Below are 25,400 nucleotides of genomic sequence, written 5' to 3'. Positions count from 1 at the left end.
GGCTGGTCCACCCTCACCCGCCGAAGGAACCCTGCCGGGGTGACACTGGACGCATGGACCACAACGGCGAACTGGGCAGCTTCCTGCGCTCACGACGAGCCCGCCTGCGTCCCGAGGACGCAGGAGTCCCCTTCAGCAGTGGCGCACGCCGCGTGCCAGGGCTACGCCGCGAGGAAGTCGCACACCTGGCCGGCATGAGCACGGACTACTACGCCCGCCTCGAACAGGGCCGACACCCTCACGTCTCGGAGGCGGTGCTGGAGGCCGTCGCCCGGGCCCTGCGCCTGGACGACACCGAACGCGGCTACCTCTTCGAACTCGCCCGCCCCAAAACACCCGATACGGGTCGGCGCCGCGCTGCCCAGGTGCCGCGAGTACGGCCCGCTGTCCATCGGATGCTCGACGTCCTCAACGACGTCACTCCCGCTCTCGTCATCAACCACCGCATCGACGTCCTCGCCGCCAACCACCTTGCACAAGCCCTCATCACCGACTTCACCGCCCTCCCTCACCGCGAACGCAACCTCGCCCGCTTCGTCCTCCTCAACCCCGCCGCCCGCGACCTCTACACCGACTGGGAGAAGGTGGCCGAGACCTTCATCGCCGTCCTCCGCCTCGCGGCGGCCCGCCACCCCGACGACCGCCGGCTCAACGAACTCCTCGGCGAACTCTCCGTCAGGGTCCCCGAGTTCCAAACCTGGTGGGCCTCCCACCGCGTCGACCAATGCGCCCACGGCACCCAGCACCTCCACCACCCCCTCGTCGGCGACCTCACCCTCGACTACGAGACCCTCACGCTCCCCACCGACCTCGGCCAAACGCTCTGCCTCTACGCCACCGAACCCGGCACCCCCTCCGCCGAGGCACTCCAACTCCTCGCCAGTTGGAGCACCCCCACCCCCCAGCGCACCGCCCCCGAAAACCACACACCCAGCAACCACCACACCCCGCACCGCAACTAGGGTCTGTTGCGAAAGTGGATCAAGGTCGCGAAATGATCACACGCCGTGGGGCGTGGTGACCTGACGGACGGCCAGTGGGCCCGGCTTGAACCGTTGTTGCCGACGCTGGGACCCGCGAAGGGGGGACCTGCAGAAGGAGCCTCCCGGTGGCGTCGACAGCGAGCCGACGACCACGGCCTCGGACGCTCACGCGGAGGGCTGACCACCAAGCTGCACCTCGCGGTCGAGCAGGGACAGAAGCCCCAGTGCCCACAAGGCCTCTCCGGCTGATCCTCCGGGCCTCTCATCGAGTCGTTTGCGGGTCACGGACTACCCGGGTCGTCGAGCTCGACCACTCGGAAGCGTTCGGCAACGACGAGAGTGCCATCGTCAACGACTGGGGTGCGGCCCAGGAACTCGCTCACGCCCTCGCTCCGGAAGAACTCTTCGTGGGCTGTCCGCCACTGTGCCACGTCGGAGTAGCCGCGCCCCTCGGCTCGCGCGAAGTCGTCGTCGATCTCCTTCATGGGAACGACCCGAACGTCGACGAGCTCGATCGTGACGGCCGGGCGGCCCTCGGAATCAAGCACCGAGAACCGCTGACCGGTCTGCGGCACTGCCTCTCCGGCATGCTCGAAGATCTCCAGGAGGCCCGTGAGCGCGGTCTTCTGACCGCTCAGGATCGCCGCCACTCCACGGTCACGTTCCGGACCGGGAAAGGCGAGTTCAAGAGTCGGAAGATCGTCATGTCCCATCGACCGAGGGTACGAAGCCCGGTCGTGTTGATCAAGGGTCACCACCCCGCTCGCACCTGGCACCGCGCACCCACGGCAAGCACTTTCACAACCCGCCCTAGTAGGTGCCCAGGCGCCGAGGAGCGAACCAGGAGCTCGCGGACCCGCTGGATCGACGCCCAGGGGGCGTATGCGTCTGGCGACGCATACGCCCCCTGGGTCCGACGTGGGCCCGTGGCTACTGCCGTCCGGCTGCCCTGCGGCGGCGCGCCGCGAACAGAACGCCCGCACCGGCGGCGAGCGCCACACCGGCCGCCCCGGCGATCACAGGGGTGTCACTGCCGCCTCCGGTCTCGGCGAGGTTGGTCCCCGCGGCGGGCGAGGACGCGGCCGTCGAGGGGACCGGAGACGTCGAGGCCGCCTGCGTGGCGGCCGGCGAGGGCGGTGTCGCGGTGGCGGTCGGCGATGCCGAGGGGGCCGGGGTGCCGGACGAATGGGAGCCGCCGGCCACACAGGGGTGTCCGGGGAGATCGGCAGGTCCGTGAGCCGCTCTTCGACGAGGTTGCCCGCCGTCACGTAGATGTTCCACTGGTACCCCTGGAGCCGGTTTCGCAGCCAAGGCGACGAACGGCGGGCCGCTGGACGAGCTGATCCCGGCACCGTACCCAGCGTTCGCACAGAAGGCCATGGACGACTTCATGGGTCAGGACATGTTCACCAAGGAGAGTGATGTCGCCGAGACGGTGTGGCGGGCCGTGCACGACACGACCGGCCAGTTGCGCTTCCCGGCCGGTCCCGACGCGGTCTGGCTCGCCCAGGCGAAGTGATCAAGCCGCAGGGGAGGTGACACCGCACTGATGCCATCAGCAGGCCCCGCGCACACGCACGGGGCCTGCTCGCCGTCCGGCGCCCGCCCTGACGAACGGGAACGGCAGCTCCGGCACCAGCGGCAGGTCAGGTCGCGGACGAGCCGGGACGGGGAGCCCGCAGACGGTGCCGCCGGGCCAGCTCCTCGTCGTCGACCAGGGTGAGCATGGGCTGACCCGGCACACACACCATGGTGACGAGGAAGCGGCTCCTGGAGTCCGTCCGGTTGTTTCCGTCCTGGTAGTGGATGACATCGCCGCCCGGCTCCCAGAACGTCTCCCCGGCCTTGATCACGCGCTCCGGCTCGCCTTCGAGTTCGAAGAGCATCTCCCCCTCCAGCATGTAGCCGAAGGCGGGTCCCGAGTGCCGGTGCGGAGGCGTGCCGGGATCGCCGGGAGGGAACTCGACCACGACCGTCATCACCTCCGCCCCGTCCGGAATGAACGGCGGTGTCACCGACTGCAGCACCGTGAGCGCCGTCTTCCATGCCTCCGAGCGCGCTGGGCTCGGAGCGCCGTCTGCCGTCGACTCTTTGTCCGCCATGGTGGGACCTCCGGGGTTGGGCCGGGTGCTTCAGGAGAGCCAGTCGCTGTAGTGCGTGGGCGCGATGCGGACGTCACCCTTGGCGATGAGGGCATCGCCGGGGACCTCGGCGAACATGCCGGCGGTGTCGTCGGTGACGACTCTGCGGCCGTCGGGGCGGGCGTTCAGGGTGATCCGGCCGAGTTCGTCCAACGGAAAGACATCGGGCCCGGCGACGTTGAGGGTGCCGTTCAACGGTGCGCCGACAGCGACTTCGGCGACGGTGTCCGACACGTCCTGGGCGGCGATCAGCTGGAGCGGGGTGGTCGGCAGGCGAACGGTGTCGGCCTCGGTGGTCCAGGACAGGACTGCGTCCATGAACTCCATGAACTGGGTGGCGCGGACGATCGAGTAGGGGATCGGCCCGGCCTTGAGGATGCCCTCCTGGAGGACCTTGGCCCGGTAGTAGACAAGGCCGGGCACCCGGTCCGCACCGACGATCGAGAGGATGACCACGTGCCCGACCCCTCCCTTGCGGCTGGCGGCCAGGAGGTTGTCCATCGAGGTCCGGAAGAATTCCGGGGAGGCGTCGTCGAAGGTCGGGGAATTCGTCAGGTTGACAACAACGTCGGCTCCGGCCACCGCCTCCTCCACACCCCGGCCCGTGATCACGTCGACACCTGTGGACATGGAGTGCGGCACAGCCTCGAGTCCGGCCGAGCTCAGCTTCTTCACCACCCGCGACCCGATCAATCCGGTACCGCCGATCACAGCGATTTTCATGAGGACCCTCCCGTCACGCACCGATCAGTGATGTGGGCTACGTCCAGACTGCGACGGTGCGGTGCCCGGCGCACGCGACGGTGCGGCGCCCGGCGTACGCGGCGCGTGCACGCCTGTGGTCAGGGACGGAGTACACCGGGGCGCGGGCGATGTACGGCAGCCCAGCGCGCCTCGTAGGCGAACGCAACCCTCGATCGGTGCACCCGCGCCCCCTTGGGACCCACTCCTCCGGGACGCGGGCCGGGTCCATCGGAGACCCCGGCAGCAACCGGAGTCAAAGAGGCCGGAACACGGCTCTCCGCGCCGCGGAGCCACACGGTAGGTCTTCGGCATGCGAATCCCGAAGCTGTCATGGCAGCGCCTCCTCGCCCTGAGCGCCACCCTCGCCTGTACCGTCCTCGCGGTGAGCCCTCAGCCGGCCGCCGCCGCGGACACCTGGACGGCGGTCGGCTCCGACAGAGCCCGGCCCCTGACCGAGAGTCAGGGGCTCACCAGCATCTACCCCCGCGGGAAGTCCCAACCGGTACACCGGCCTTGGCACCATTCCCCTCGGGACGAGCAGCCGGGGATGGAACCATGTCGGAGACCCCGACGCCTCCCCGGAGGGCTACTACATCGAGCCATACCAGTCTGACTCCGGGACCGCCAAGATGTTCCGGGTGCAGCGGCCCGACGGCACCTGGGCGGAGTACACCCATCAACTCGTCCCCGGCGAGGCCTCCAACAACTCCTTCGACACGATCGCCCCAGGTGGCCGGTGGATGGTTTCCGGAGAGTGGGGCACGATGACCCGTCTCCTGGTCTTTCCCACCCCTGGGCAGAACCCGGACACCTCCCCCTCACAGAATCTCCCGCTGACCGCGACAATCAGCCTCGACCACGCGGTGGCGGACATCCAGGGCTGTGACTTCTCCAGCTCGACGACCCTCTTGTGCGCGTCCGACGACTCCGCGGGCGTCCTGTCCGGGATCACCAAACCCTTGGTGCAGATCGATCTCTCGGGACCGCTGACCGGCACCGATGTCACCGGCCATGTCACGGCCCTGCGTCAGCTACCGCTGGAGAGCTGGTGCACGGGAAACTATGAGGTGGAGGGCATCGACTACGACACCCGCACCGGCATTCTGCGCACGATCGTGCTGTCCCCGAGCGTATGCGTCGCCCTCGACAGCAAGACCTGGCGGTTCGTCAGGGGCTAACGGGGGCCGTAGGTGTTGAGGAAGAGGACAGGACCCGGGCTCAGGCGCCCGACGTCGACCATCGCGAGCAGCGCCGCCAGCGCTTTGGCGGTGTAGACCGGTTCGAGCTCCAGCGATGTGGTCGCCGCGGCGAGGGACCTCGCCCGCTCGGCCTCCGGGGTGGCATGACCGTAGCCAGGGCCCAGCCAGTCTCTGACCATGGTCACGTCGTCCGCGGTGAGGCCGGCGGGCGGGAAGTCCGCGCCGCGCTCCCGCAGCAGACGTTCCGTCCGGCCGGCCAGCGCGACGACGGCCGGGGCATCGAGGCGCAGAGTGTCGTTGACGACCACACCCACCACCCGGCTGTGCACCTCCCCCAGCCGCAGGCCGAGCGCAAGCCCGGCCGCCGTACCCCCGGAGCCGACCGCGGTGACCACATGAGAGGGCTCGGGCAGCTCACCCGACGCGATCTGGTCCGCAAGTTCGAAGGCCGCTTCGACATAGCCGAGCGTGCCGACGGGGGTGGATCCGCCCGGGGGCAGGAAGTACGGAAGCCTGCGGCCCGTGGCATGCCGCAGGAACAGCCAAGGGGCGGATGCGATGGTCCGCCGCTTGGTGTGGGTACGGTGCAACGCGGCACCCGAGCGGCGCAGCCGGACCAGTTGCGCCCGTACGTGGTCGTCGACCGGCTGGTCGATCAGGGCGATCGCGGTGGAAAGCCCCTGTTCCCGGCCGTAGAGGGCGGCGGCGAGCCCCCAGTTCGTACCGAGACCGCCCACGGTGAGGAGAGTGTGCGCCCCCTGGCGGCGCGCGTCCGGCAGGATCCACTCCAGCTTGCGGATCTTGTTGCCGCCCCAGCCGCCCGATCCGTAACCGCTCTCGTCCTTGCACCAGACCGGGACCACGGAGGTCAGCCCGGTCAACTCCCGGACCGGCGTGGGCGGCCGGCCGAGCCGGAGGTGGGGCAGCGAGTCGGTCAACGCTGGGAAGCGCCTGTGCAGCAGCGGAGGGCTCATGCTGACGGCCTTTCAACTCACGTGCTGGGCCGCGATCGCGTGGACAACGCGTGAATGACCCTTCGAGTTTAGGCCGGGTGCTGATCGGCCACACGCTCTTCCTGAAAGGAACTCCTCTTGCCGGGCGCCGCGGCGGGGTCGCGCCTTCAACGCGCGGATCGGGCCGACGGCGTCACTCCCGGCAACCGCGCTCCGACGCGGCCTTGGCCTCTGCCACGGCGAGGGCGGGGTCGACGGAAGTCCTGGACCGGCTCGCGGCATTTCTGACCACCCCACAGACCGCCGGAGCCGGCACATGACCGCGCCGCTCGGCCGTGGGACGTCGCCGCGCACGTGCCCGCCCAGATCGCCGGCGGGCCGTGACACCGTCCCGGCCCGCCGCGAGACCGGCGTCTCGCGCAGCGCACCGTCCTCGGACGTGGTGATCACCATGGGCTGCGGGGACGCCTGCCCGGTCTTCCCCGGCAAGCGATACCTGGACTGGCAGTTGGGCGGCCCGGCGGGCCAGGGCATCGAGGCCGTCCGCCCGATCCGTGACGCGGTCCAGCAGCGGGTGCGCGCCCCGCTCGCCGCGCTTGGAATCCCGGCCTCCGTGTGACGGCCACACGGGGCACGGTCGGGCCCGCCCCGCGGACGCACGGCGGACGCACGTCGCCGCCGAGGGCACATCTGTCGGCAGCGGGCGGCGCAGATGGCCATGGCGGGGCCGCACCCAGGTCCCTCTCCGACCCCTCTCCCGCCTCGGGCGCAGATCAGGTCGTGGACGCAGGACCCGGCGGCAGGTGGACCGTCATGATCAGGTGGCAGGTCTCGGTGCCCGCACCGCGGTAGGCGTGGGGGGCGTCGCCGTCGAAGGCAGCGGTCTGACCGGCTGCGACGGAGTGCTCGATGCCGTCGACGACCAGGGTCATCCGGCCGGACGTGACACTGACGGTCTCCACCACGCCGGCCTGGTGGGGGTGGCTGGGGTACTCCTCGCCCGGCGCCAGTTTCCAGCGCCAGACCTCGACCGGCGCCGGTCCCGAGGTCGTCAGCATGAGCCGGGCCTCACTGCCCTGCGCGCCTGTCCACAGCGGGGCCAGGGCGTCGGCGGACACGACCCGGACGCGGCCTTCGGCCTTTCCCTCCATCAGAGCGGAGACCGAGACCCCGAGGGTGTCGGCCAGCCGCACCAGGGTGGCGAAGTTCGGGTTGCCCTGAGCCTTCTCCAGCCCCACCAGGGCACCCTTGCTGACCTGGGCGCGCCGACCGAGTTCATCCAGGGACAGGCCCGCGCGGGTGCGGGCCGCCCGGACGTTGTGCGCGAGCGTCCGCAGGGCTGCCTCGGTCTCGGCCATCCGATCACCATCCTCGTCAATGGATCAATGGAATGCACCGCACGGTCGTTTGGTTGACACGACTCGGTCGGTCCGTTGTACGGTTCAGTCGTTCCATTGATAGTAAGGGATATACCGTGATCGCTCTGCTGCTGGCCCTGGGCAGCTCTCTGGCGTACGGCTGCGCCGACTTCCTCGGCGGCCTCGGCGCCCGTAAAGCCCACGTCCTGCGCACCGTGATGATCGCCGCCCCGGCCTCTCTCACGGTCGAGCTCCTGCTGTGGCCGTTCCTCGGCGCGTCATTCAGCACGGGCGCTCTCGACTGGGGCGCCGCCTCCGGAGTCGCCTCGGCCGCCGCGTTCGCTCTGCTCTACCGCACCCTGGCGATCGGCCCGATGAACGTGCTCTCCCCCGTGACTGCGCTGGTGTCCGCCATGCTGCCGGTCGGCGTGGGGCTCCTGCAGGGCGAGCACCTGGGCGCGGCCGCGCTGGTGGGCCTGCCGCTCGCGCTGGTCGCGGTGGTGCTGGTCAGCGCCGGACACGGCGCCGGGACCGTGCGCCCGTCGCGTACGGCGCTGCTGCTGGCCTTCGGCGCGGGCACCGCCATCGCCCTCCAGTTGATCTTCCTGCACCAGGCGCCCTCCGACAGCGGCGTGTCCCCGCTGATCATCGGCCGGGCGGTCGCCTCCGCCGTCACCCTCACCGCAGCGGCGCTGATGCGCCGCCGGCTCGGTTCCGAGCGACCCGCCTACGCCGTGTCGGCCACTGCCGGCGTGCTGGACTCGTTGGCGAATCTGCTGTTCCTGCTCGCCGCCCGCAGCGGAGACCTCGCCGTCGTCGCCGTGATCACCGCCCTCTACCCGGCCGGCACCGTCCTGCTCGCCCGCAGCGTGCTCGCCGAACGCATCCACCGCGGCCAGCTCATCGGGCTCGGCACCGCGGCCGTCGCCGTCAGCCTCCTCGCGCTGACCTGATCACCGCCCCGTATCGCCGACTTCGCAAGGAGTACCCATGTTCATCCAGCCCTGGGACGCCGGCCTGGACGAAGCCGAATGGACGACCTGGATCGCCGACGGCCACGACTTCGGCCTCCTGAGCGTCAACGGCCTGCCCGGCCAGGCACCCGTCGCCGTTCCCACTCACTTCACCCCCGACGCCGGCCACCTCCTGGTCCATCTCGCCCGCCCGAATCCGGTCTGGACGGCCATCGAGAACGACCCCGACGTCCTGTTCACCGTCTTCGGCGACTACGCGTTCATCCCCGGCCCCTGGCGCGCCAAGACCGGCATCCCGCCCACCGACGGCGTCCCCACCAGCTACTACACAGCCGTCCAGTTCGCCTGCCGCGCCCACATCATCGACGACCCCGAGGCCAAGGCCGAACTGCTGCGCCGCCAGCTCGCCCACTTCCAGCCCGACGGCGACCACGCCCCTGTCGACGTCGACCAGCCGCCCTACGGCCGGATGCTGCCGGGCATCCGCGGCCTGCGGCTGGAAGTCACCGATGTGAGGGCCAAGTTCAAGTACGACGACCACAAGCCCGTCGAGCACCGTACCGCCGTCGCCGACCGTCTCACCGAGCGCCGCCAGGGACTCGACGTGCCCACCGCGCGCCAGCAGCGTCGCCGACTGGACCGCATCGGTCCCTGGAAGCCCTGATCACCGCACACACACGCAGGAACGGAACCCGCCCATGACCGTCTTCCGCATCAGCCCCGCCGTCGCAGACGCCTTCCCCGACACCCTCATCGCCCTGGTCACCGCCACCGGTCTCCGTAGCCACGAGCCCTGGCCCGACACCACCACCGCCGTGGAGGACCTGGAGCAGCAGCTCGCCTACGGCACCTGGCAGCCCGCCGACGAGACCGACCCCCGTATCGAGGCCTGGCACACCGCCTATCGCTCCTTCGGCACCAACCCCCGCCGCATCCGCCCCAGTGTCGACGCCCTCGGCCGCCGCCTCGCCAAGAAGGGGACCCTGCCGCGCATCAACCCGGCTGTCGACTCCTACAACGCCGTCTCCGTCCGCCACGGCCTGCCCGCCGGCGCCTTCGACCTGGACCATGTCAGCGGCGTCGTCGACATCCGCCACGCCGACGGCACCGAGTCCTTCACCCCACTCGGCGAAGCCGACACCGTCGAGAACCCCAAGCCCGGCGAGATCATCTACGCCGACACCGCCGGAGTCCTGACCCGGCACTGGAACCACCGCGACGCCCACCGCACCCGCGTCACCGAGGACTCCACCCACGTCGCCTTCGTCCTCGAGACCCTCCACGCGGACCGGGACGGCGCCCTCCTCAAGATCGCAGCGGACGAACTGCAGAGTCTGCTGATCCCCCATGCGGAACGGACCGCCGTGCACTGCCTGAGCCCGGCGCAGCCCCTGGCGACCACCTGAGTTCCCACCCCGACGGCTCGGCTCAGCTGTGGTGACCGGCAACGCGCATAGTGGAAGCGAGAGGGGGCTGCCTGACGGGAACGGGAGGGCGTCTGTGACCACCCCGCCGATCGACTACCAGGCGTTGTTCGCCGCCACGGTCAGTCCGCATCTGGTGCTGGGCTCCGATCTGGTGATCCTCGACGTCAACGACGCGTTCTGCGATGCCGTCCGCCGCCCCCGGGAGGATCTGGTCGGGCGGTATCTCTTCGATGCGTTCCCCAAAAATCCGGCGGACCCCGATGCCGAGGGCGTGCGGAACCTGCGTGATTCCCTGCAGCGGGTTCTGCGCACGGGAGAGCCGGAGACCTTGGTGGTGCAGAAGTACGACATCCCTGTGGCCGACCACCCGGGAGTGTTCGAGGAGCGGTGGGCGTGTCCGATCAACGTTCCCGTGCCCGGGCCGGACGGAAAGGTGGCGTGGATCCTCCACCGGATGGAGGACGTGACCGACTTCGTACTCGCCCATGCCGACTGCGTGCGGCCGGGTCAGGCCCGCAGCGAGCGGGAGGCCATGGAGGCCGAACTCTATGTGCGGGCCCAGGAGCTCCAACGGCTCAACGAGCAGTTGCGGCAGGCCCATGCAAGGGAGCGGAAGGTCGCCGTCACCCTCCAGGAGGCCATGATGCAGGACCCGGATCTGGCCGGGCATCCGAACATCGCGGTGCGCTATCTGCCCGCCGCCAAAGGGCTCAACGTGTGCGGTGACTGGTACGACGTTGCGGACCTGCCAGACGACGGCTTCTCCGTCGCGGTCGGCGACGTCGTCGGCCACGGCCTGGAAGCCGCCGCCGTCATGGGCATGCTCCGCAGCGCGCTGTCGGCCGCCATCCGCGCCCTGCGAGACCCCGCGAAGGCGATGGAGGTCCTGGGTCTGTACGCACGCTCGGTGGAAGGAGCACTGGCCACCACCGCGGTGAAAGCCCTCATCGACACCCAGCGCCACCACATCACCTACAGCAGCGCCGGCCACCCCCCACCGGTCCTCACCCACCCCGACGGTACCTTCGTCCTGCTCGACCAGGCCACCGACCCGCCGTTGGGCGCCCGCCCTCAGCATGTCCCGCGCCCCAAGGCCGCCGTGCCCTACTCACCCGGTGACACCCTCGTCCTCTACACGGACGGGCTCATCGAGCGCCGCGGAGAGGACATCGACGCCGGCCTGCACCGGCTCACCGACATCCTCACCGCCCACCCCCGATCCGGCCCGGAACACCTGGCCGACACCCTCCTGTCCCGCCTCGGCGTCAGCGGGGGCGGGGCCGACGACCTCGCCTTGATCGTCGTCCGCCTGTAGTTCCGCGCAGGTGACCGGGGCTGACGGGGCGTGGACCGGTCGGGTGTCGAGTGTCGAGGCGGTCCGTCGTCGAGTGTCGAGGCGGTCCGTCGGCCGGCCGGTGCCGATTCGGTGGCGATGCTCGGCGACCAGGCCGCACGACTCCTCGGGATCAGTTCGCTACGGGGCTCCCCCGCGGTCTTCCTGAAGGGCCTGGCCTACGCGGTGATCGGCATTCTCGGCGGTCCATGACAGCCGAGGACCGACTGGGGCCAGGCGCGGTGACCGGGAGTGCGGGGCGACGCGGCAGCGCGTGCGGTCCGGAGGTCATGCCCCTCTTTGAGTCGTGGTCTCGACGTGGGCCAGGAAGTCCAGGAGGGCAGTGTTGACGTCGTGCGGCCTTTCCTGCTGCGTCCAATGGCCACAGCCCGGGAGCGTCACGACCCGGTGCAGTCTCGGCAGAGTGCGGGACAGGGACGAGTGCAGCCTCTCATCGGCTCTTCGCAAGGAAGTGACCATGTCGCGGTCGCCGACCACATACAAAGCCGGGACCTCGATAGCGGCACCACGGAAGGCTGCCAGCAACTCGTTGTTCCGGTCGATGTTGCGATACCAGTTCAGGCCTCCGGTGAACGCGCGCTGTCCGTGGAGCGCGTAATCCTCGGCATAGGCGTCGATCTCCTCCGCTGTCAGCCATGCCGGGAGCACTTCCGGCTCCGGGACACTGTCCAGCAGGCTCACGCCGTCAGGGACGATCCATGGGTGAGGCCTCTCGTTGGACGGATTGTCGCCCGAGAAGCCGAACAGGATCCGCCGGAACGAATCCTGAATGTCCACGACCAGTTCGGCATCGGCGATGCCTGGTTCCTGAAAGTAGTTCTGGTAGTAACCGTCGCCGAACAAGCCGCGTGAGCGGCGCACACTGGGCATACCGGCAGGCAGCACGGGGGGAACGCTCAAGCCCGCCACGCCACGGATGATGTCGGAACGCAGCAACGCCGTGATCCAGGCGACAGGTGCGCCCCAGTCGTGACCCACGACGACGGCTGTGTCCTCACCGAGTTCGTGGATCAGTGCGACCACGTCCCCGACCAGGTGGAGCAGGGTGTAGGCCGAGACATCTGAGGGCTGCTCGCTGCGCGCGTATCCGCGCTGGTCGACTGCGACCACGCGATACCCGGCTGCGGCGAGGGGCGCGAACTGGTGGCGCCACGAGTACCAGCTTTCCGGCCAGCCATGGAGCAGGATGACCAGCGGCCCCCGGCCCTGCTCCGCGATGTGCAGGCGCAGTCCGTTGACGTGGACGTCGCGGTGGGTAAGTCGGCCGGCCGGTCCGGCTCCCTCCACTGCGGGAGCCCCCCGGTCGCTTACGATCCTGTCGCCCGGCCCCGCCTGAGGAGCGGCAAAGTCGGAGTCTGCGTCCACCATTCACCTCATTGATGTCCGGACGGCCGGATACCTCGCGATCCGACCGGGGCGTGCCGTTGTGGAACCAATAGTCCGGTGCGACCTCGAAATCCGTGCGATCAAAGGTCCGCGAGTCGTCGCCGGCAGCCAGGGCGCCGGGCAGCCCGCGTGTTGGTCAGCAGGGCACCGGCGTCCCGTGGCACATCACCGTCGGCAGTGGCGCTATTGCCTGATGCTCCGGCTCCATCGGATCTCGCCTTCGTGCCGTTCATTGGTGGGCGTGAGCCCGGCGGCGGTGGCGACGGCGGCCGATGCCTGATGCTCGGGCCGGATGTGGGCGATCACGGTCTGCACCCGCTGCCGGCCGAGCCACTCGACCAGCCCTCGGGCAGCCTCGGCGGCGATACCTCTTCCCTGCCACGCAGTGCCCACCACCCAGGCGATCTCGGCGACGGGGCCTTGGCTTGAGGGACTGATCGTCGCCTGCACGGTGCCCGTCAGGCAGGCCTTGTCACGGAGCCGGATCACCCAGTTCAGCCAGGAGACCGCCGGATCGGGAGAGCCTGCTGTCATGCGCTGGTAGCGCGAACGCAGGGCTTCCGGGGTGTCCGGAGTGCCACCGATGAAGGTGTGCAGAGCCGGATCGGACAGTACCGAGGCCATCTCCTCGGCATGCTCGACGAGAAGCGGCAGCAGGTCCAGCCGCGCAGTGCTGACGGCCCGGGCCGCGAAAGCGTTCATGCCGTCACCGCCTCGGGGCGTTGGACGAGTTGCCGGTACGCCCGCGCGGCGAGCCACCGGCGGACATCGCGCCTGCTCAGCAGGAGCACGCTGAGAACCAGTCCGGCTCCCAGCAGCAAAGGGACCACAGCGGAGGTGTATGCGTGATCGCCTCGATCGGGAAGGAGCGCCCACAGCAGTAGCACTATCAGGCCCAGGGCTCCGCCCATGAACCGCAGAAAATTGACGGCGACGGGACTTCCCCGCCAAGTTCCGTACAGCAGGAGGGCGTTCGGAAGGAGCACAAAGACCAGCACGGTGGCGCTGTCGCCGCGGTGGAGTAGAGCCGCGAACAGCGTCGCCCATACCGCGGCGTAGAGGATGATGCCGACGTGCACGGCTGGGGGGCGGGGAACGGGCCCGTCGGGCAACCCGGGCACCTCCACGCCGGCACGCAGATAGACGGGCCGGATCGCCAGTGGGAACGCGCTCTCCACGAGTCGGGCCCTGGCGATGAGCTTGTGGACGTCGATCTCGGGGTCCTCGTCGCCGAGTGCAACCGCATGTGGTGTCCAGTCGGCGTCGAACCACACAGCACCAAGGGTGTACAGCGAGGACAGTCGGCCGTGCCCGGCGGGCCACGCGGGCAGCCCCTTGGGGAAGAGATCCTCGTTGGCGGCCCTGAAGGACTCGTACTGTTGCGCGTCACGCGCGGTGATGAGAACCAGCCTTTCGGGCCGGACCCGCGCCAGGACCTGTTCGACCTCCCAGCGAAGGCTGAGTCCCGGACCGCAGGCCAGCAGCACGAGGACCGACCGTTCCAGTCCGGCCAGCACCTGCTCCTGCCACTGCAGGTCCGAGGAGTAGTGGCGGGCCGCACCGGCCTGCGGGAGGCTGTCTTCCGGACGGCCCAGGGCGACCAGCGGTCCGAATGGGGCCACGGCCCGGGCCAGCTGCTGTTCCTCCGTGCGCGACGTGGCCGCCCAGGGACCCCGCGTCGGCCCTCGCGGGACTCGGGCGAACCCCTCGTCGTCGGTGAAGGACCGCAGAAACAGCACGATCGGCCCCGTATCGCGTGCGGGTTCGCCCAGAGAGGGCAGGACGGGGGCACGGTGCCGGTGGCCCTGCCGGATCGCCCACCAACCGCTGCCCAGGAAGACCGTCATGACAACGAACTCCACGACGACCACGAACCAGCCGTGCCGGGCACGGCCGTTGCGCAGAGCCACATATGCGTCGGCGCCGCTCACCGCCCCCACGACCCTCGCGATCCAGCCGTACAGGCTCAGCAACGCACCCAGGGCCCGGTTCTGCCGGACGCGTGCGGCCTGTCGCGGACGGTCGCCGACGGCCGCCCGTTCCTGTCCCGTGGTCACGCGATTCCCCTTCATCCGCGCTGGTGACTTCCCGTCAGCAAATGCAGCCTAGCCGGGCGGTATCGCCCGCATGGATGACTTCGGCGAATGGTCGACCGAAGACAGTCCCCCGCTCGGTTGACAGCCCCACGAAGACGTTCCGCCCGCATGCTGCCGCCATGGACGCGCCGTCTAGGGTGCGGAGATGACCTCGCAGAGCTACCTCTCCGAACTGTTCTCGCTGGACGGCCGGGTCGCCGTGGTGACGGGCGGCAGTTCCGGTATCGGCCGAGCCGTCGCCGGGGCTCTCGCACGAGCGGGGGCGAGCGTGGTGATCGTGGCACGCAAGGCGGCGGAACTGGCCGCCACGGTCGACGAACTCACCACAGACGGCTGCCGGGCGGCCTGGGTGAGCGCCGACCTGGGCACCCGCGCCGGGGTGCACGCGGCGGCGGAGCAGGCCGCCGACGTCTTCGGTGAGCCCGACATTCTCGTCAACAGCGCGGGGATCAACCTACGACCCCCGATGGGCGAGTTGAGCGAGGACGTGTGGGACGCCACGATGGCGGTGAACCTGGAGGCGCCCTACTTGTTGGGCCGCCGGTTCGGGCCTGGCATGGCCGAGCGGGGCTTCGGCCGGATCATCCACATCACCTCCCAGCAGGCGCACCGGGCGTTCGTCCAGAGCGGCGCCTACGGGGTCTCCAAGGGAGCGCTGGAGTCGCTGGCCCGCTCGCAGGCTGAAGCATGGTCGCCGCACGGCGTCACGTGCAACACGCTGGTGCCCGGCTTCGTCATGACCCCGCTCAATGCGCGGTTGTCGTCCGACCCGGAGAAGGTGGCCGCGCTGGCCGCTCGCACGATGGTGGGGCGCAACGGCCTGGCCGAGGACTTCGCCGGAGCGGCGGTGTTCCTGGCCGGCCGTGCCTCCGGCTACGTCACGGGGCAGGCGATCTTCGTCGACGGGGGGTTCTCGGTCCACTGAGACCCCTCCAGTGAGATCAGCCAACCGAAATCAGTCCGCTGAGAGCAGTCCACCGGGATCAGTCCGCTGAGAGCCGATCGCCTCGTAGGTTCCCAAAGGCTGGTAGGCAGGGGATCAGGGCAGCGTGAGGATCCGGGGGCCCTGATCGGTGATGGCGACCGTGTGCTCGATGTGAGCGGCCCGGCTGCCGTCGGTGGTGCGCAGGGTCCAGCCGTCGGCATCGGTGCGATAGGTGTCTTGTCCGCCGGCCATGAACATGGGTTCGATGGCGAGGACCAGGCCGTGGCGAAGGGGAAATCCGCGGCCGGGGCGGCCCCGGTTGGGGACGGGGGGCTCCTCGTGCATACGGCGGCCGATACCGTGGCCGCCGAAGTCGGCGGGCATTCCGCAACGGGCCTTGCGGGCGACGCTGTCGATGGCGTGGGCGATGTCGCCGATGCGGTTGCCCACCTGGGCGGCGGCGATGCCGGCGTCGAGAGCCTGCTGGGTGGCGTCGATCAGGTCGAGATCGGCGGGGAGCGGCGTTCCGACGGTGAAGGTGATGGCCGCGTCGCCGGTCCAGCCGTCGAGCTCGGCACCGCAGTCGATGCTCACGAGATCGGCGTCGCGCAGGCGATAGCCGGTGGGGATGCCGTGCACCACAGCGTCGTTGACCGAGGCGCAGATCACGGCGGGAAAGGGGACCGGGGCGAAGGACGGGCGGTATCCGAGGAACGGTGAGCGGGCCCCGGCCTTGGCCAGGACGGTGCGGGCTGCCTCGTCGAGTTCCTCCAGGGACACCCCTACGCCTGCTGCTTCCCGGGCGGCGGCCAGAGCCTGGGCCACCACACGTCCGGCTTCCCGCATCGCGTCCAGGGCGGCATCGGTCTTGATCTCCACCATGTGCTGTGACTCCTCTACCCCAAGGGACAGACCCAATACTTATACCGGTATTAGTATCACGGTCATGGTTAGGACTCCACTGACTCCCTGGGAACGAGAACGCGGCGAGCGGTTCGGCGCGCTGCTACGGCAGGCACGCGGCGACCGGAGCATGACGGAGGTAGCCGCTGCGGCAGGAGTCTCGGCGGAGACGCTCCGCAAGATCGAGACAGGCAGGGCGCCGACTCCGGCCTTCTTCACCGTCGCGGCCCTGGCCGCCGCGCTGCATGTGTCGTTGGACGAACTGGCGGCCGCGTGCGCACACGATCCGGACTGGCAGGAGCCACCACTCACGGCATGAGAACCAAGGCCGGCACCCGGCGTCGCCCGGTGCGAGCAGGCTGGCGAGCTCGAAAGCCGCGCACGCAGCCCGCTGGACGATAAAGGCCACGCCTGGCGGGTGGTAGGCCTTGCCGCCTGGCTACAGAGGAATCGACACCGCGACCGACTCGCACCGCGGCTGCTCCGGGTGCCTTCGACCCGGCAGCCGCGCAGACGATGAGCACGAACGTCCAGTAGCCGCGGAGGGGTTGGCCACGATCACGGAATCCCATTTCAGCCATGAAAAGCGGACGATCAGCGAGGCGCTCGACGGTGGCTGGTCTCCTCAGGTATTCCGGTTCGGTACGACGTGAATCGACACATCGGCGGCCCTCTTCAGGAAGAGCCGATCGTGTCCGTAGGGATGTCGGCCGGTTCAGTCACTGAAGCGGACATTGCTGAGGTCGATCGAGACCATGACCTCGTGCAGACGGGGGCGGCCGTCGATGCTGCGGCGGTAGGCCCGGCGTCGGGTGGGCACCCTGATGCCGTCGGCGTCCACGTAGTCGCCGACGTACTGTGCGGCGGCGAATCCGCCGGCCACGTCCACGTGGTAGTCGTGCCGGCGCAGCAGCCCGTCGGAGCCGAAGTAGAAGTCCTGCTCGTCACTGTGGCTGGCGATCTCGGGTGGGAAGGTGGCGCGCAGTCCTCGCCAGACCTCGTCACCTTCCCGCCACGGTTCGATGTCGGTGACCGTGAAGCCGGGCATGGTGAGCAGGAACGGTGTGGTGAGGTAGGTCCACAGCGCATAGCCGTTGAAGTAGGCGCGGTCCAGAGCGTCCCAGGGAGTCTCCAGAGCGTGGCCGTTGAACGACGTCCGCGGGTCCATGCGTTCGGCCACCACTCGCCCGTCGAGCTTCTCGATGCTCACGCGTCCGGGCGTGAAATCGGTCTTCTGGTCGGGGGCGCCGAAGGGCCTCACCGAGGCCCGCTCCTCGTGCAGTCGGACGGTCATCTCGCGTGGTGCGGGATCCTGCGGCAGGCCCTTGACGGCGAACAGATCGCCGCCGCTGACGATAGTGGCGTGCCCGTCACTCAGTGACTGCCAACGTGCCATCCCGCCGTGGGCCTGGATGGCCTGCGTGAGCAGCTTGTTCATTCCTGTCTCCTTGAAGCGCCTGCGCGGCGAGTGCCACGCCGTGGTGAGATATGAGGCGTGGACGCGGGCCCAGACAAAGACGCCGGGGGCCTCAGATGTGTCAGTGGCCCTGGAAGTCGAGGGCCGGTCGTGGCACTCCTGCCTTGTAGGCCTTGACCGCCGAGGCCAGGCCGGCCTTGACGTCGTCGGTCTCGAAGAGCGGCATGGCGATGTCGAACATCGCCTCGTCCGCCGCGGAGACTCCGCCGACGGCCCAGGCGCGCAGCAGGGCCTTGTGGGCGGCGTAGGCACGGGTGGGACCCTTGGCCACCTTGCGGGCGAAGGCCGTGGCCTCGGCCAGCAGGGCATCGTCGGCCATGACACGATTCACGACGCCGGCGTCGACCATGACCGAGGCGGGTACCTGCTCGGAGGTGAGTGCCCACTCCGCGGCACGCGCCCGCCCGGCGCGTTCGGCCACTCGGTAGATGCCGCCGAGCAACGTGACGATGCCGAGGCTCTGTTCGGGGTGGCCGAAACGGGCCGTCTCCGCGGCGAAGATGACGTCGGCGCGCAGGGCGAGTTCCAGACCCCCGCCGAAGCACAGGCCGTGAACCGCCGCGATGACCGGCACGGGCAGCCGCTCGAGCTGGTTGAAGACCTGCATGTAGCGCTCGAAGAGCGTCCGCAGCTCCCGCACGTCGGCGTCCGGCCAGTCGACGATGTCACCGCCGAAGCTGAAGTCGGGGCCTTCGGCGCGCACCAGGACGGCCCGGGCACCGCTGTGACCGATGGCCTCCAGGGCCTCGGCGAGATCAGTGGCCATCTGCGGATCGATGCGGTTCTGCGGCGGGTTGTCCAGGACCAGCGTGGCGAGTCCGTCGTCGATGGAGCAGGTCAGGTGAGGCATGCTTCTTCTCCGGTCCTTCCTTCGGTTCTTGCTTCGGCACTTCCGTCAGGCGAGGTGCTCACGGAACCAGGCGAGGGCGGCCGTACTCGCCTGGTCGAACTGGGTGGTGTAGGGGTCGAAGTGGCCACCCGGGATGAGCTGCAGCCGCTTGGGTTCCAGGGCGCGCTCGTAGGCGGCCAGGGCCAGGTCGGTCACGGTGACCGTGTCGTCCCGGGCGACGATCACGAGCAGCGGGGTGGGGGAGACTCGGGTGATCCAGGTCCCGGGCTCGTACATGCGGGCCGCGCGGGTGGAGCGGACGGTGACGCGGTTGTCCCAGACGCCGTCGGGCTTGGGCTGCAGGTAGAAGTCGACGGCGTCCTGGGACCGGTAGGAGGCGGGTACGGCCGGGTCACTGCTGACGATGGCCTGGGTGCGCGGGGCCTCGCCCCGGAATCGTGCGCGCTCGTCCTCGTTGAAGGCCTCTTCGAGTGCGGCCACGGCGTCGGGGGCGATGCGGCGCAGCCCCTGTTCGTAGCCGCTGATGGTGGGGACCTGGGAGACCACGGCCCGCAGTCGGCGGTCGGTGGCGCCCAGCACGAGGGCGTGGCCGCCGGCGTAGCTGGTGCCCCACAGGCCGATCCGACCGGGGTCGACCTCGGGGCGGCTCTCCAGGTAGGAGATGGCACGCCGCCAGTCGGTGATCTGCTGCCAGGGGTCGACGTCCTGGCGAGGCTCGCCGTCGCTGGCGCCGAAGGTGCGGTGGTCGTGCAACAGAACGACGAACCCGTCCTCGGCGAAAGCGCGTGCGAAGCGCTCGAGGCCGAGCTCCCGGACGCCCGCGTAGCCATGGGCCATCGTGACCGCCGGGTGCGGGCCCGGGCCGTCCGGCAGGAACAGCCAGCCACGCAGCGTGACTCCGCCGTCGGCCTCGAACTCGACATCCTTGCGCTCAACCATGAATATCCTCCTTGCTCAAATTCGGGCTCAGCCCTGGTGGAAGAGATCGGCCGGGACCACACCGCGCAGCCGTCGCCCCAGCTCCGCGGAGAACCGGTGAACAGCACCCAGCGGGCGGTGATGGATGGCGATCCGGGCGATCTGCCCGTTGTCGTCCTTGGTCAGAATGGTCACGCCCTCAATGGGCACACCACCGAACGCCGTGGCCCGCCACTCGAGGTAGACCCGATGTCCGGCGACGGCCTCCTGGGTGAAGGCGAGTGACTCGTAGATACCGCTCGCCGTGCCCATCACGCTCGTGACCTGGTCCCGGCCTTCGACCGGGCGAGTGAGCACGCTTGCCTCCAGCACCACATCCGCGGCGAAGGTCTCCCTGAACGCCTCGGCGGACTTCTCCGCGAAGGCGTTGGTCCAGCCCTGCGGGTGTACGGCCGAGGCCGCGGCTCCGTCGCCCGAGGGGAGCACCCCGGTCAGAAGGCGGTCGAGATGACCGGCGACCTCGACCGGCCGCTCGAGATGCACCCAGTGCCCTCCCCTGCCGACCGACACCGACTCGACCGAGCCGAACCGCGGCGCGACCAGCTCGCTGACCAGCTCCTCGGTGGCAAACCCGTCGCCCTCGCCACGGATGATCAGTACCGGGCCGGTGAAGCGACTGGGCCGTTCGCCTGCCGGGTGACCGGTGTTCCAGCAGTCAGCCATGTCGCGGACAACCTCGGAACGCATGCGCACTCCGCTCACGATCAACCGGTCGAGTTCCGCCTCCGGCAGCGCGACCGACAGCTGCTGCCGGACCGCGCGCTGCGCCTCGGGGTCTCCGCCCAACGAGCGGAACGGGTCGATCGCCTCAGCGGGCAGCCGGGTGCCCGCCAGCGGGATCGGAGTCACCAGCACCAGGCCTACGGCCCGCTCCGGCCGCTCCGCGGCGACCAGCTCGGCCACCGCCGACCCCATGCTCTGGCCCACGATCACAAAGGGCTTGCCCAGGGCGTCGACCACGGCGCCCACCTCGTCGGCGAATCGCTCGTAGCCGAACGGTCCGCCCGCCGCCGTACGGTCTCCGCAACCGGCCAGGTCGAGCGTGACGCACTCGACGCCGGACGTCGTGAGTTCGGGGATCAGCCCGTCCCAGACGTACTGGTCATCAAGGAACCCGTGCACGAACACCACGGCGACATCACCGTCGCCCTGCCGGCGGAACCGCACATCGGTGTTCCCAACCCGCTCTGTCCTCATCGCTGTGCTCGCTTTCCGGGAGATGACACCGCGCCGGAGGGGGACCACTCATCGGTGTCGATCGGGGACCAGTCCGCCGGGTGTGCGTCCAGGCGCTGCATCCGTCGGCCGTCCCGAGCCGTGAGCAACTCCTTGTCCAAAGGCGTGGTGAAGACGTTCTCGACCAGCGTGTACTCGGCCGCCAGGCGGCCGACGGCCGGCAGGGCGGCGGTGTCGATGCGCCCGCGCTCCAGATACAGGTCGTCCCGGACGTGGAAGCGCACCACCCTGCCCCACACCACATGATCGACCCCGTCGTCCCCGACCGGCATGATGCGGTCCACGACACACTCGAACGAGATCGGCGCTCCCTTGACCCGGGGCACACGCACCACCTCCGACGGCGCCTTCTCCAGCCCGAGCGCCTCGAACTCGTCCACCTCGGGGGCGAACGCGAACGCCGAACTGTGCATGGCATCCGCCTGCGGCAGTGTCGCCAGGTTGGTGACGAACTCGCCGGTGTCACGGATGTTGAAGAAGGTGTCCTTGAGCGTGACCCCGTCCTCCTGCGGCTGCAGAGTGAGGGAGACCATGGGCGGCTTGCGCCCGACCACGGTGAAGAAGGAGATGGGCGCGAGGTTGGCCACACCGTCCTGGGACACCGTACTGACCCACGCCACAGCGCGCGGAATGATGCTTCCGATCAGCAGTTTGTACGCGTGAGTCGCGTCGAGTTCTGCAGCGTCAATAATCACCGGAGACCCTCTATCCGTTGAGCTTCGGCACATGGACCAGCGCTGTCGCGGTACGTCCACGGCCGGAGGAGTGACTCGCGGGGCGGTGCCGAACCGGAGGCCTATGGCCAGCGCCTCACATCGCACCCTTGTTCAACATAAACATAATCCTGTTGGTTATGTCGAACAAGGGTGAGGCGGAAGGGACTCCCGTCACAGTCGACACCCAAAGCCACATGGGCGTACCGCGAACACCTCTAGCGGAAAGTGCGGCAGTACGGCCCTCGACACCCCTCAAGGTCCAGCGCGAAGGCAAGCCCGATCGGAGCCGCGGCACTGCCTTACGGCGGGACCAGGACAGGCGGGCCGACCCATTCGGATCACCTACGACCGTCAGCGCGTATTCCACATCACGACGCAAGCGTATGACTTTCGCCTCTTAGTGGAGTGCGAGTCCCCACAGTCCACCACCCGGCACAGTCGGCGATCAAGGTCCAGCTCGGCCAACAGGACGCGACAGCGGCTAGTCGGCATATGCTGGGCGTTGACGGTTATGTCGGGGTGCGGCCAACATCAGCCAAGCTGGTTTAATATTGCAACCAAAAATTGAGGGTGTGGACCACCTCGCCTCACTCCTTCGGCCGGAACGCCACCAGCGTCGGAGCGACGGGGCGACATGCATCGCGCCCCGTACGGCGGCCGTCCGCCGGTGAGGCTTCTCCGATCCGCCCCCAGGCCGCCGCCCCGAAACCCGTATCCCCGAACCCGAACCTCAACCGAAAGGTCCCGATGGAGTCGCTCGACACGCAACGGTTCATGGTGGACACACCCACTGACACGGGACAGGCCCCCCTCCCCGGCGCGCCTGGGCGGTCCACGGGGGCTCACGCGCGCAGGCGGCGCTCGCCGGCTTTTCGCGCGGAGACCATCGGCCTGATGTCCATCTCACTGGGGACAGCCGGTGTGGGCGGGATGTGGCAGTCCGCCTCGGCGACCGTCTCCGCATCCTTCTCGGTGAGTGATGCGCTGTTCGCTCTCAGCGCCTTGATCTGGGTCATCCTGCTGGTGCGCTACCTCTGCCACGGCGGAGTACGGTGGCGCAACATCCGTGACGACCTGCACCATCCCGGCCAAGGGTTCGCCCTCGCCTACGTCCCCATAGTCGGCATGCTCTCGGCCGGGCATGTCTCCCACTACAACCTGGACCTTGGACGCGGGGTCTACATCTTCTTCGGCGCGACAGCGGCGATCATCGCCGCAGGCCTCCTGGCCCACTGGGTCACGGGGGGCCTCAACTCGGCACCGTTGCACCCCGGCTATCTGCTGCCCGTGGTGTCGGCGCCGTTCATCTCCAGCGTCACGGCCTCGACCTTGCGCTACCCGGAACTCGCGGCGGCCACCTTCGCCGTCGGGATCCTGTACTGGCTCGCATTCGGCACCGTTGTCCTCGGGCACCTTGTCGCGAACGGCGGCAGCATGCCCACCCCCGCCCGCCCCACGCTCACCGTTCTGATCATTCCGCCGGCCACCGGAGGTCTTGCCTGGACGGCCGCCCACCACGGCGTGCTGGACCCGGTTGCCTATGGCTTCGTAGGTCTGCTGCTCTTCACGCTCCTCATCATCGCCTTCCTGGTCCCGGAGGTGCGCCAGCAGTCGTTCCACTACGGGTACTGGACCTTTTCCTTCCCCGTCGCCACCAGCACCAACTTCCTCATCCGCTGGCTGGCAGGCACCGGCACCTCCGGCTGGCGGGCCGCCACGTGGGTCCTGCTGACGGCCGTGAGCGCAGTCTTTCTGCTCCTCTACGCGAGCACGCTCCGACATGTGCTGCGCCGCCCGGACAGGACTGTCGCCCAGAAGCCCGCGCATGCGGAGGCCGCAGTAGTTTAGAGGTGCAACCACCCGTAGACGATCACCACTGTCCGACCGAGGGGGCCACCGTGGTGCAGAGGACCAGATTCACCGACGCCACATGTCCGGTGGCACGCTCACTGGACCAGATCGGCGACTGGTGGTCGTTGCTCATCATCCGGGACGCGCTGGACGGCGCACGCCGCTTCTCCGAGTTCCAAAAGCGTCTCGGCCTGGCCAGGAACATCCTCAGCGCGCGGCTGAGCAAACTCGTCTCCCATGGCATCCTCCGCCTGGAGCCCGCGTCCGACGGCAGCGCCTACCAGGAGTACGTGCTCACCGAGAAGGGCGAGTCGCTGCGCATTGTGCTCCAGGCCCTGCGGCAATGGGGCCAGGACTTCCTCTTCGCTCCGGACGAGGAGCCCCCGCCGCTCGTCGAGAAGCGGACCGGCACGCCGGTGGCCCGCCTTGAGCTCACCCTCCCGGACGGGCGCGTGCTGCTCCCCCACGAGGTGGAAGTCCTCAGGGACTTGGACAACTGACATACCCCACACGGGAATTCAGTGAGCTTTGCGCGGAAACTCCCCGTCGGCCCGGTCATGCTGTGCCACGGGTGGGCCGGACAGCCCGTCGTGTGGCCTCGGCCAGGGCTGTGGTGGCGTTCGCAGCGGCCTGGGTGGTACGCCAGGCGATCACATGGTCGGGGCGGACCAGCAGGGCGCCGTGGTCGCCGATGCCACAGACATCGGCCGGCCGTGCCGTTCCGGAACCGGCCTGCCGGGGCAGCAGGGCCACGCCGAGGAAGGCGCCTCGCGGATCCACCTCGCGCGCGGCCCGTACCGACTGTGGTCCGTCGCTTCGGCTCGTCCCCGAGGCGCAGCAGCGCCTGCTCGACGGTGAGTCTGCCCACCGCATCACTGAAGTCCCCCGCGGCCGGCAGCGGCCAGCGCCGCACCTGCGGTCCGGCAAGGGAGGTGACCACCGCGGCGTGATCGGCCGGCGGGAGACTGTGCTGGACGGCGTATATGCCCTGGTCGGCCCCTACGCAGCGGTACACCTCCATGGTGCGGGGATAGAACAGCTTGGCCCGCAGCCGGGTCGACACCGCCGGATGCTTCTCGACAAGGACGGGAGTGATACCGCGGGCGGCGAGGAAAAGCGCGGCCGAGGCCCCCACGATGCTGCCGCCCACGATCAGGACGGTGGCCCGCTCAGCTGGTATCCGGGAATCCGTGTTCACGCCTCATCGTGTCCGTCGCCCGGGCTCAGGTCCGTTCACCAGCCCTAGGCTCGGCGGATCCGACACGATCCGAGGTCTCCTGGATCAGCCGCACCGCAGGCGGCACCGAACTGGTCTGCCGGACCTCCGCCCCCGCCCCCGTCGACGAACTCCTGCTCACTCCACGGTGCAACGCCGGATCACCGAACTACGCGACAGCGGCGTGCTCTACTGCGACATCGACACCGACCGCGCACGTCTCGGGCTGGCGATCCGCACCCAACTGTGGCTGACGGTGCCGCCCACGGAACCCGCCGCCACCGGCCTGGCGCCGGCCCGACATGACGAGGTTGCCTTCGCCGCCGCCATCACGGGCACCCGCAATCTCTATGCCTCCGTATCCACCCCCAGCGTCCGAGGGTTCTACGAGTACCTGACCACCACCGTTTCCGGGCTTCCGGCCGTCCAGAGCGTCGAGAGCTCCCTCGTGCTGCCCACCGTCAAAGGCCCCGCAGGCATGCGCAGCCCAGGGACCGACCACTGAGCCACGGCGGTTGGAGGGAGCGGGGGCGCGCAACCGACCCTGCGGCGTGTTCAGGCTGCAGCCACCTGTGGGGGAACCCGGGTGCGCACCAGTCCGGTCCGCAGCAGAGCTCCAGGACACCTGAGCGG

26 protein-coding genes and 5 pseudogenes are annotated in these 25,400 nt (G+C 69.4%); 14 read left to right on the top strand and 17 right to left on the bottom strand.

Annotated features, from left to right (window positions below):
* Nucleotides 1-53: 53 nt before the first annotated feature.
* The gene (locus AB0L95_RS26845) at nt 54-962 is read left to right on the top strand and encodes a helix-turn-helix transcriptional regulator (protein WP_365165434.1); all 909 of its coding nucleotides are present in this window, start codon (nt 54-56) and stop codon (nt 960-962) included.
* Nucleotides 963-1,007: 45 nt separating this feature from the next.
* Nucleotides 1,008-1,205, top strand: a pseudogene (locus tag AB0L95_RS26840) (hypothetical protein); the annotation flags it as partial.
* A 59-nt stretch (nt 1,206-1,264) separates the two neighbouring features.
* Here the strand turns inward: AB0L95_RS26840 and AB0L95_RS26835 are convergent.
* Entirely contained in the window at nt 1,265-1,696 is a 432-nt protein-coding gene (locus AB0L95_RS26835) for an ASCH domain-containing protein (RefSeq protein ID WP_365165479.1), read from the bottom strand.
* 217 nt (nt 1,697-1,913) lie between these two features.
* A complete protein-coding gene (locus AB0L95_RS26830) occupies nt 1,914-2,186 on the bottom strand; it encodes an LAETG motif-containing sortase-dependent surface protein (protein ID WP_365165432.1) in 273 nt (90 codons plus the stop codon).
* 133 nt (nt 2,187-2,319) lie between these two features.
* Between AB0L95_RS26830 and AB0L95_RS26825 the strand changes: the two are divergent.
* A pseudogene (locus AB0L95_RS26825) lies at nt 2,320-2,502 on the top strand (short-chain dehydrogenase/reductase); the annotation flags it as partial.
* Between the two features lie 127 nt (nt 2,503-2,629).
* Here the strand turns inward: AB0L95_RS26825 and AB0L95_RS26820 are convergent.
* Together AB0L95_RS26820 and AB0L95_RS26815 are read right to left on the bottom strand one after the other, a co-directional pair.
* The gene (locus tag AB0L95_RS26820; RefSeq protein WP_365165429.1) at nt 2,630-3,085 is read right to left on the bottom strand and encodes a cupin domain-containing protein; all 456 of its coding nucleotides are present in this window, start codon (nt 3,083-3,085) and stop codon (nt 2,630-2,632) included.
* Between the two features lie 30 nt (nt 3,086-3,115).
* Entirely contained in the window at nt 3,116-3,847 is a 732-nt protein-coding gene (locus AB0L95_RS26815) for an SDR family oxidoreductase (RefSeq protein WP_365165426.1), read from the bottom strand.
* A gap of 331 nt (nt 3,848-4,178) precedes the next feature.
* Between AB0L95_RS26815 and AB0L95_RS26810 the strand changes: the two are divergent.
* Nucleotides 4,179-5,046, top strand: a pseudogene (locus AB0L95_RS26810) (hypothetical protein).
* Here the strand turns inward: AB0L95_RS26810 and AB0L95_RS26805 are convergent.
* Nucleotides 5,043-6,041: a pyridoxal-phosphate dependent enzyme gene (locus AB0L95_RS26805; RefSeq protein WP_365165423.1), complete on the bottom strand. Its 999-nt coding sequence runs from the start codon at nt 6,039-6,041 to the stop codon at nt 5,043-5,045. The pseudogene AB0L95_RS26810 and the gene AB0L95_RS26805 sit on opposite strands and share 4 nt — an antisense overlap.
* Before the next feature lie 409 nt (nt 6,042-6,450).
* Between AB0L95_RS26805 and AB0L95_RS26800 the strand changes: the two are divergent.
* Nucleotides 6,451-6,639: pseudogene (locus AB0L95_RS26800) on the top strand (phosphotyrosine protein phosphatase); the annotation flags it as partial.
* A 154-nt stretch (nt 6,640-6,793) separates the two neighbouring features.
* Here AB0L95_RS26800 and AB0L95_RS26795 read toward each other — a convergent pair.
* Nucleotides 6,794-7,378, bottom strand: a complete 585-nt coding sequence (locus tag AB0L95_RS26795) for an XRE family transcriptional regulator (protein WP_365165421.1) — start codon at nt 7,376-7,378, stop codon at nt 6,794-6,796.
* Between the two features lie 116 nt (nt 7,379-7,494).
* Between AB0L95_RS26795 and AB0L95_RS26790 the strand changes: the two genes are divergently transcribed.
* The 4 genes from AB0L95_RS26790 (at nt 7,495) to AB0L95_RS26775 (ending at nt 11,094) form a co-directional block, all read left to right on the top strand.
* Nucleotides 7,495-8,331: an EamA family transporter gene (locus AB0L95_RS26790; RefSeq protein ID WP_365165419.1), complete on the top strand. Its 837-nt coding sequence runs from the start codon at nt 7,495-7,497 to the stop codon at nt 8,329-8,331.
* Between the two features lie 37 nt (nt 8,332-8,368).
* Nucleotides 8,369-9,016, top strand: a complete 648-nt coding sequence (locus AB0L95_RS26785) for an FMN-binding negative transcriptional regulator (RefSeq protein WP_365165417.1) — start codon at nt 8,369-8,371, stop codon at nt 9,014-9,016.
* A 34-nt stretch (nt 9,017-9,050) separates the two neighbouring features.
* A complete protein-coding gene (locus AB0L95_RS26780) occupies nt 9,051-9,758 on the top strand; it encodes a phenylalanine--tRNA ligase beta subunit-related protein (RefSeq protein WP_365165415.1) in 708 nt (235 codons plus the stop codon).
* 94 nt (nt 9,759-9,852) lie between these two features.
* Entirely contained in the window at nt 9,853-11,094 is a 1,242-nt protein-coding gene (locus tag AB0L95_RS26775) for a SpoIIE family protein phosphatase (RefSeq protein WP_365165413.1), read from the top strand.
* Nucleotides 11,095-11,400: 306 nt separating this feature from the next.
* Here AB0L95_RS26775 and AB0L95_RS26770 read toward each other — a convergent pair whose 3' ends face one another.
* The 3 genes from AB0L95_RS26770 to AB0L95_RS26760 all read right to left on the bottom strand — a co-directional run bounded on the left by AB0L95_RS26770 (nt 11,401) and on the right by AB0L95_RS26760 (nt 14,576).
* Nucleotides 11,401-12,501 (bottom strand): alpha/beta hydrolase, encoded by a 1,101-nt coding sequence (locus AB0L95_RS26770; RefSeq protein ID WP_365165410.1) that lies wholly within the window; start codon nt 12,499-12,501, stop codon nt 11,401-11,403.
* A 201-nt stretch (nt 12,502-12,702) separates the two neighbouring features.
* Nucleotides 12,703-13,221, bottom strand: a complete 519-nt coding sequence (locus AB0L95_RS26765; RefSeq protein WP_365165408.1) for a GNAT family N-acetyltransferase — start codon at nt 13,219-13,221, stop codon at nt 12,703-12,705.
* On the bottom strand, nt 13,218-14,576 hold the full coding sequence (locus tag AB0L95_RS26760) for a hypothetical protein (RefSeq protein ID WP_365165406.1): 1,359 nt from the start codon (nt 14,574-14,576) through the stop codon (nt 13,218-13,220). The genes AB0L95_RS26765 and AB0L95_RS26760 overlap by 4 nt, the downstream gene beginning before the upstream one ends.
* Before the next feature lie 184 nt (nt 14,577-14,760).
* Between AB0L95_RS26760 and AB0L95_RS26755 the strand changes: the two genes are divergently transcribed.
* Nucleotides 14,761-15,540, top strand: a complete 780-nt coding sequence (locus tag AB0L95_RS26755) for an SDR family oxidoreductase (protein WP_365165404.1) — start codon at nt 14,761-14,763, stop codon at nt 15,538-15,540.
* Nucleotides 15,541-15,654: 114 nt separating this feature from the next.
* Here AB0L95_RS26755 and map read toward each other — a convergent pair whose 3' ends face one another.
* Nucleotides 15,655-16,422, bottom strand: a complete 768-nt coding sequence (gene map, locus AB0L95_RS26750; RefSeq protein ID WP_365165402.1) for a type I methionyl aminopeptidase — start codon at nt 16,420-16,422, stop codon at nt 15,655-15,657.
* Nucleotides 16,423-16,486: 64 nt separating this feature from the next.
* On the opposite strand from map, the gene AB0L95_RS26745 reads away from it, so the two are divergent.
* Nucleotides 16,487-16,762 carry a helix-turn-helix transcriptional regulator gene (locus AB0L95_RS26745; RefSeq protein WP_355914048.1) on the top strand — a complete coding sequence of 92 codons (276 nt, stop codon included), beginning with the start codon at nt 16,487-16,489 and terminating at the stop codon, nt 16,760-16,762.
* 396 nt (nt 16,763-17,158) lie between these two features.
* On the opposite strand, the gene AB0L95_RS26740 is transcribed toward AB0L95_RS26745, so the two are convergent.
* The 5 genes from AB0L95_RS26740 to AB0L95_RS26720 form a co-directional block, all read right to left on the bottom strand.
* Nucleotides 17,159-17,881, bottom strand: a complete 723-nt coding sequence (locus tag AB0L95_RS26740) for a hypothetical protein (protein WP_365165400.1) — start codon at nt 17,879-17,881, stop codon at nt 17,159-17,161.
* A gap of 100 nt (nt 17,882-17,981) precedes the next feature.
* Entirely contained in the window at nt 17,982-18,770 is a 789-nt protein-coding gene (locus AB0L95_RS26735) for an enoyl-CoA hydratase/isomerase family protein (RefSeq protein WP_365165398.1), read from the bottom strand.
* 45 nt (nt 18,771-18,815) lie between these two features.
* Complete coding sequence (locus AB0L95_RS26730; RefSeq protein WP_365165396.1) at nt 18,816-19,709, bottom strand: alpha/beta fold hydrolase; 894 nt, start codon at nt 19,707-19,709, stop codon at nt 18,816-18,818.
* 27 nt (nt 19,710-19,736) lie between these two features.
* Nucleotides 19,737-20,945 (bottom strand): alpha/beta fold hydrolase, encoded by a 1,209-nt coding sequence (locus AB0L95_RS26725; RefSeq protein ID WP_365165394.1) that lies wholly within the window; start codon nt 20,943-20,945, stop codon nt 19,737-19,739.
* Nucleotides 20,942-21,604, bottom strand: coding sequence for a flavin reductase family protein (locus AB0L95_RS26720; protein WP_365165391.1), 663 nt, complete (start codon nt 21,602-21,604; stop codon nt 20,942-20,944). The genes AB0L95_RS26725 and AB0L95_RS26720 overlap by 4 nt, the downstream gene beginning before the upstream one ends.
* Before the next feature lie 990 nt (nt 21,605-22,594).
* On the opposite strand from AB0L95_RS26720, the gene AB0L95_RS26715 reads away from it, so the two are divergent.
* Nucleotides 22,595-23,548, top strand: coding sequence for a hypothetical protein (locus AB0L95_RS26715; protein ID WP_365165389.1), 954 nt, complete (start codon nt 22,595-22,597; stop codon nt 23,546-23,548).
* Nucleotides 23,549-23,598: 50 nt separating this feature from the next.
* Nucleotides 23,599-24,051 carry a helix-turn-helix domain-containing protein gene (locus AB0L95_RS26710; protein ID WP_365165387.1) on the top strand — a complete coding sequence of 151 codons (453 nt, stop codon included), beginning with the start codon at nt 23,599-23,601 and terminating at the stop codon, nt 24,049-24,051.
* A gap of 55 nt (nt 24,052-24,106) precedes the next feature.
* On the opposite strand, the gene AB0L95_RS26705 is transcribed toward AB0L95_RS26710, so the two are convergent.
* Together AB0L95_RS26705 and AB0L95_RS26700 are read right to left on the bottom strand one after the other, a co-directional pair.
* Nucleotides 24,107-24,331: a hypothetical protein gene (locus tag AB0L95_RS26705; RefSeq protein ID WP_365165385.1), complete on the bottom strand. Its 225-nt coding sequence runs from the start codon at nt 24,329-24,331 to the stop codon at nt 24,107-24,109.
* Between the two features lie 247 nt (nt 24,332-24,578).
* Nucleotides 24,579-24,686, bottom strand: a pseudogene (locus AB0L95_RS26700) (hypothetical protein); the annotation flags it as partial.
* A 229-nt stretch (nt 24,687-24,915) separates the two neighbouring features.
* On the opposite strand from AB0L95_RS26700, the gene AB0L95_RS26695 reads away from it, so the two are divergent.
* Nucleotides 24,916-25,272: an Lrp/AsnC family transcriptional regulator gene (locus AB0L95_RS26695; RefSeq protein ID WP_365165383.1), complete on the top strand. Its 357-nt coding sequence runs from the start codon at nt 24,916-24,918 to the stop codon at nt 25,270-25,272.
* The last annotated feature ends 128 nt before the right edge of the window (nt 25,273-25,400 follow it).

Origin of the sequence: Streptomyces sp. NPDC052036 (assembly GCF_040680495.1) — a bacterium.
In the GTDB taxonomy this organism is placed as follows: domain Bacteria; phylum Actinomycetota; class Actinomycetes; order Streptomycetales; family Streptomycetaceae; genus Streptomyces.
The sequence above is the reverse complement of the archived record's forward strand: the minus strand, read 5'-3'. Positions and strand labels throughout refer to the sequence as shown.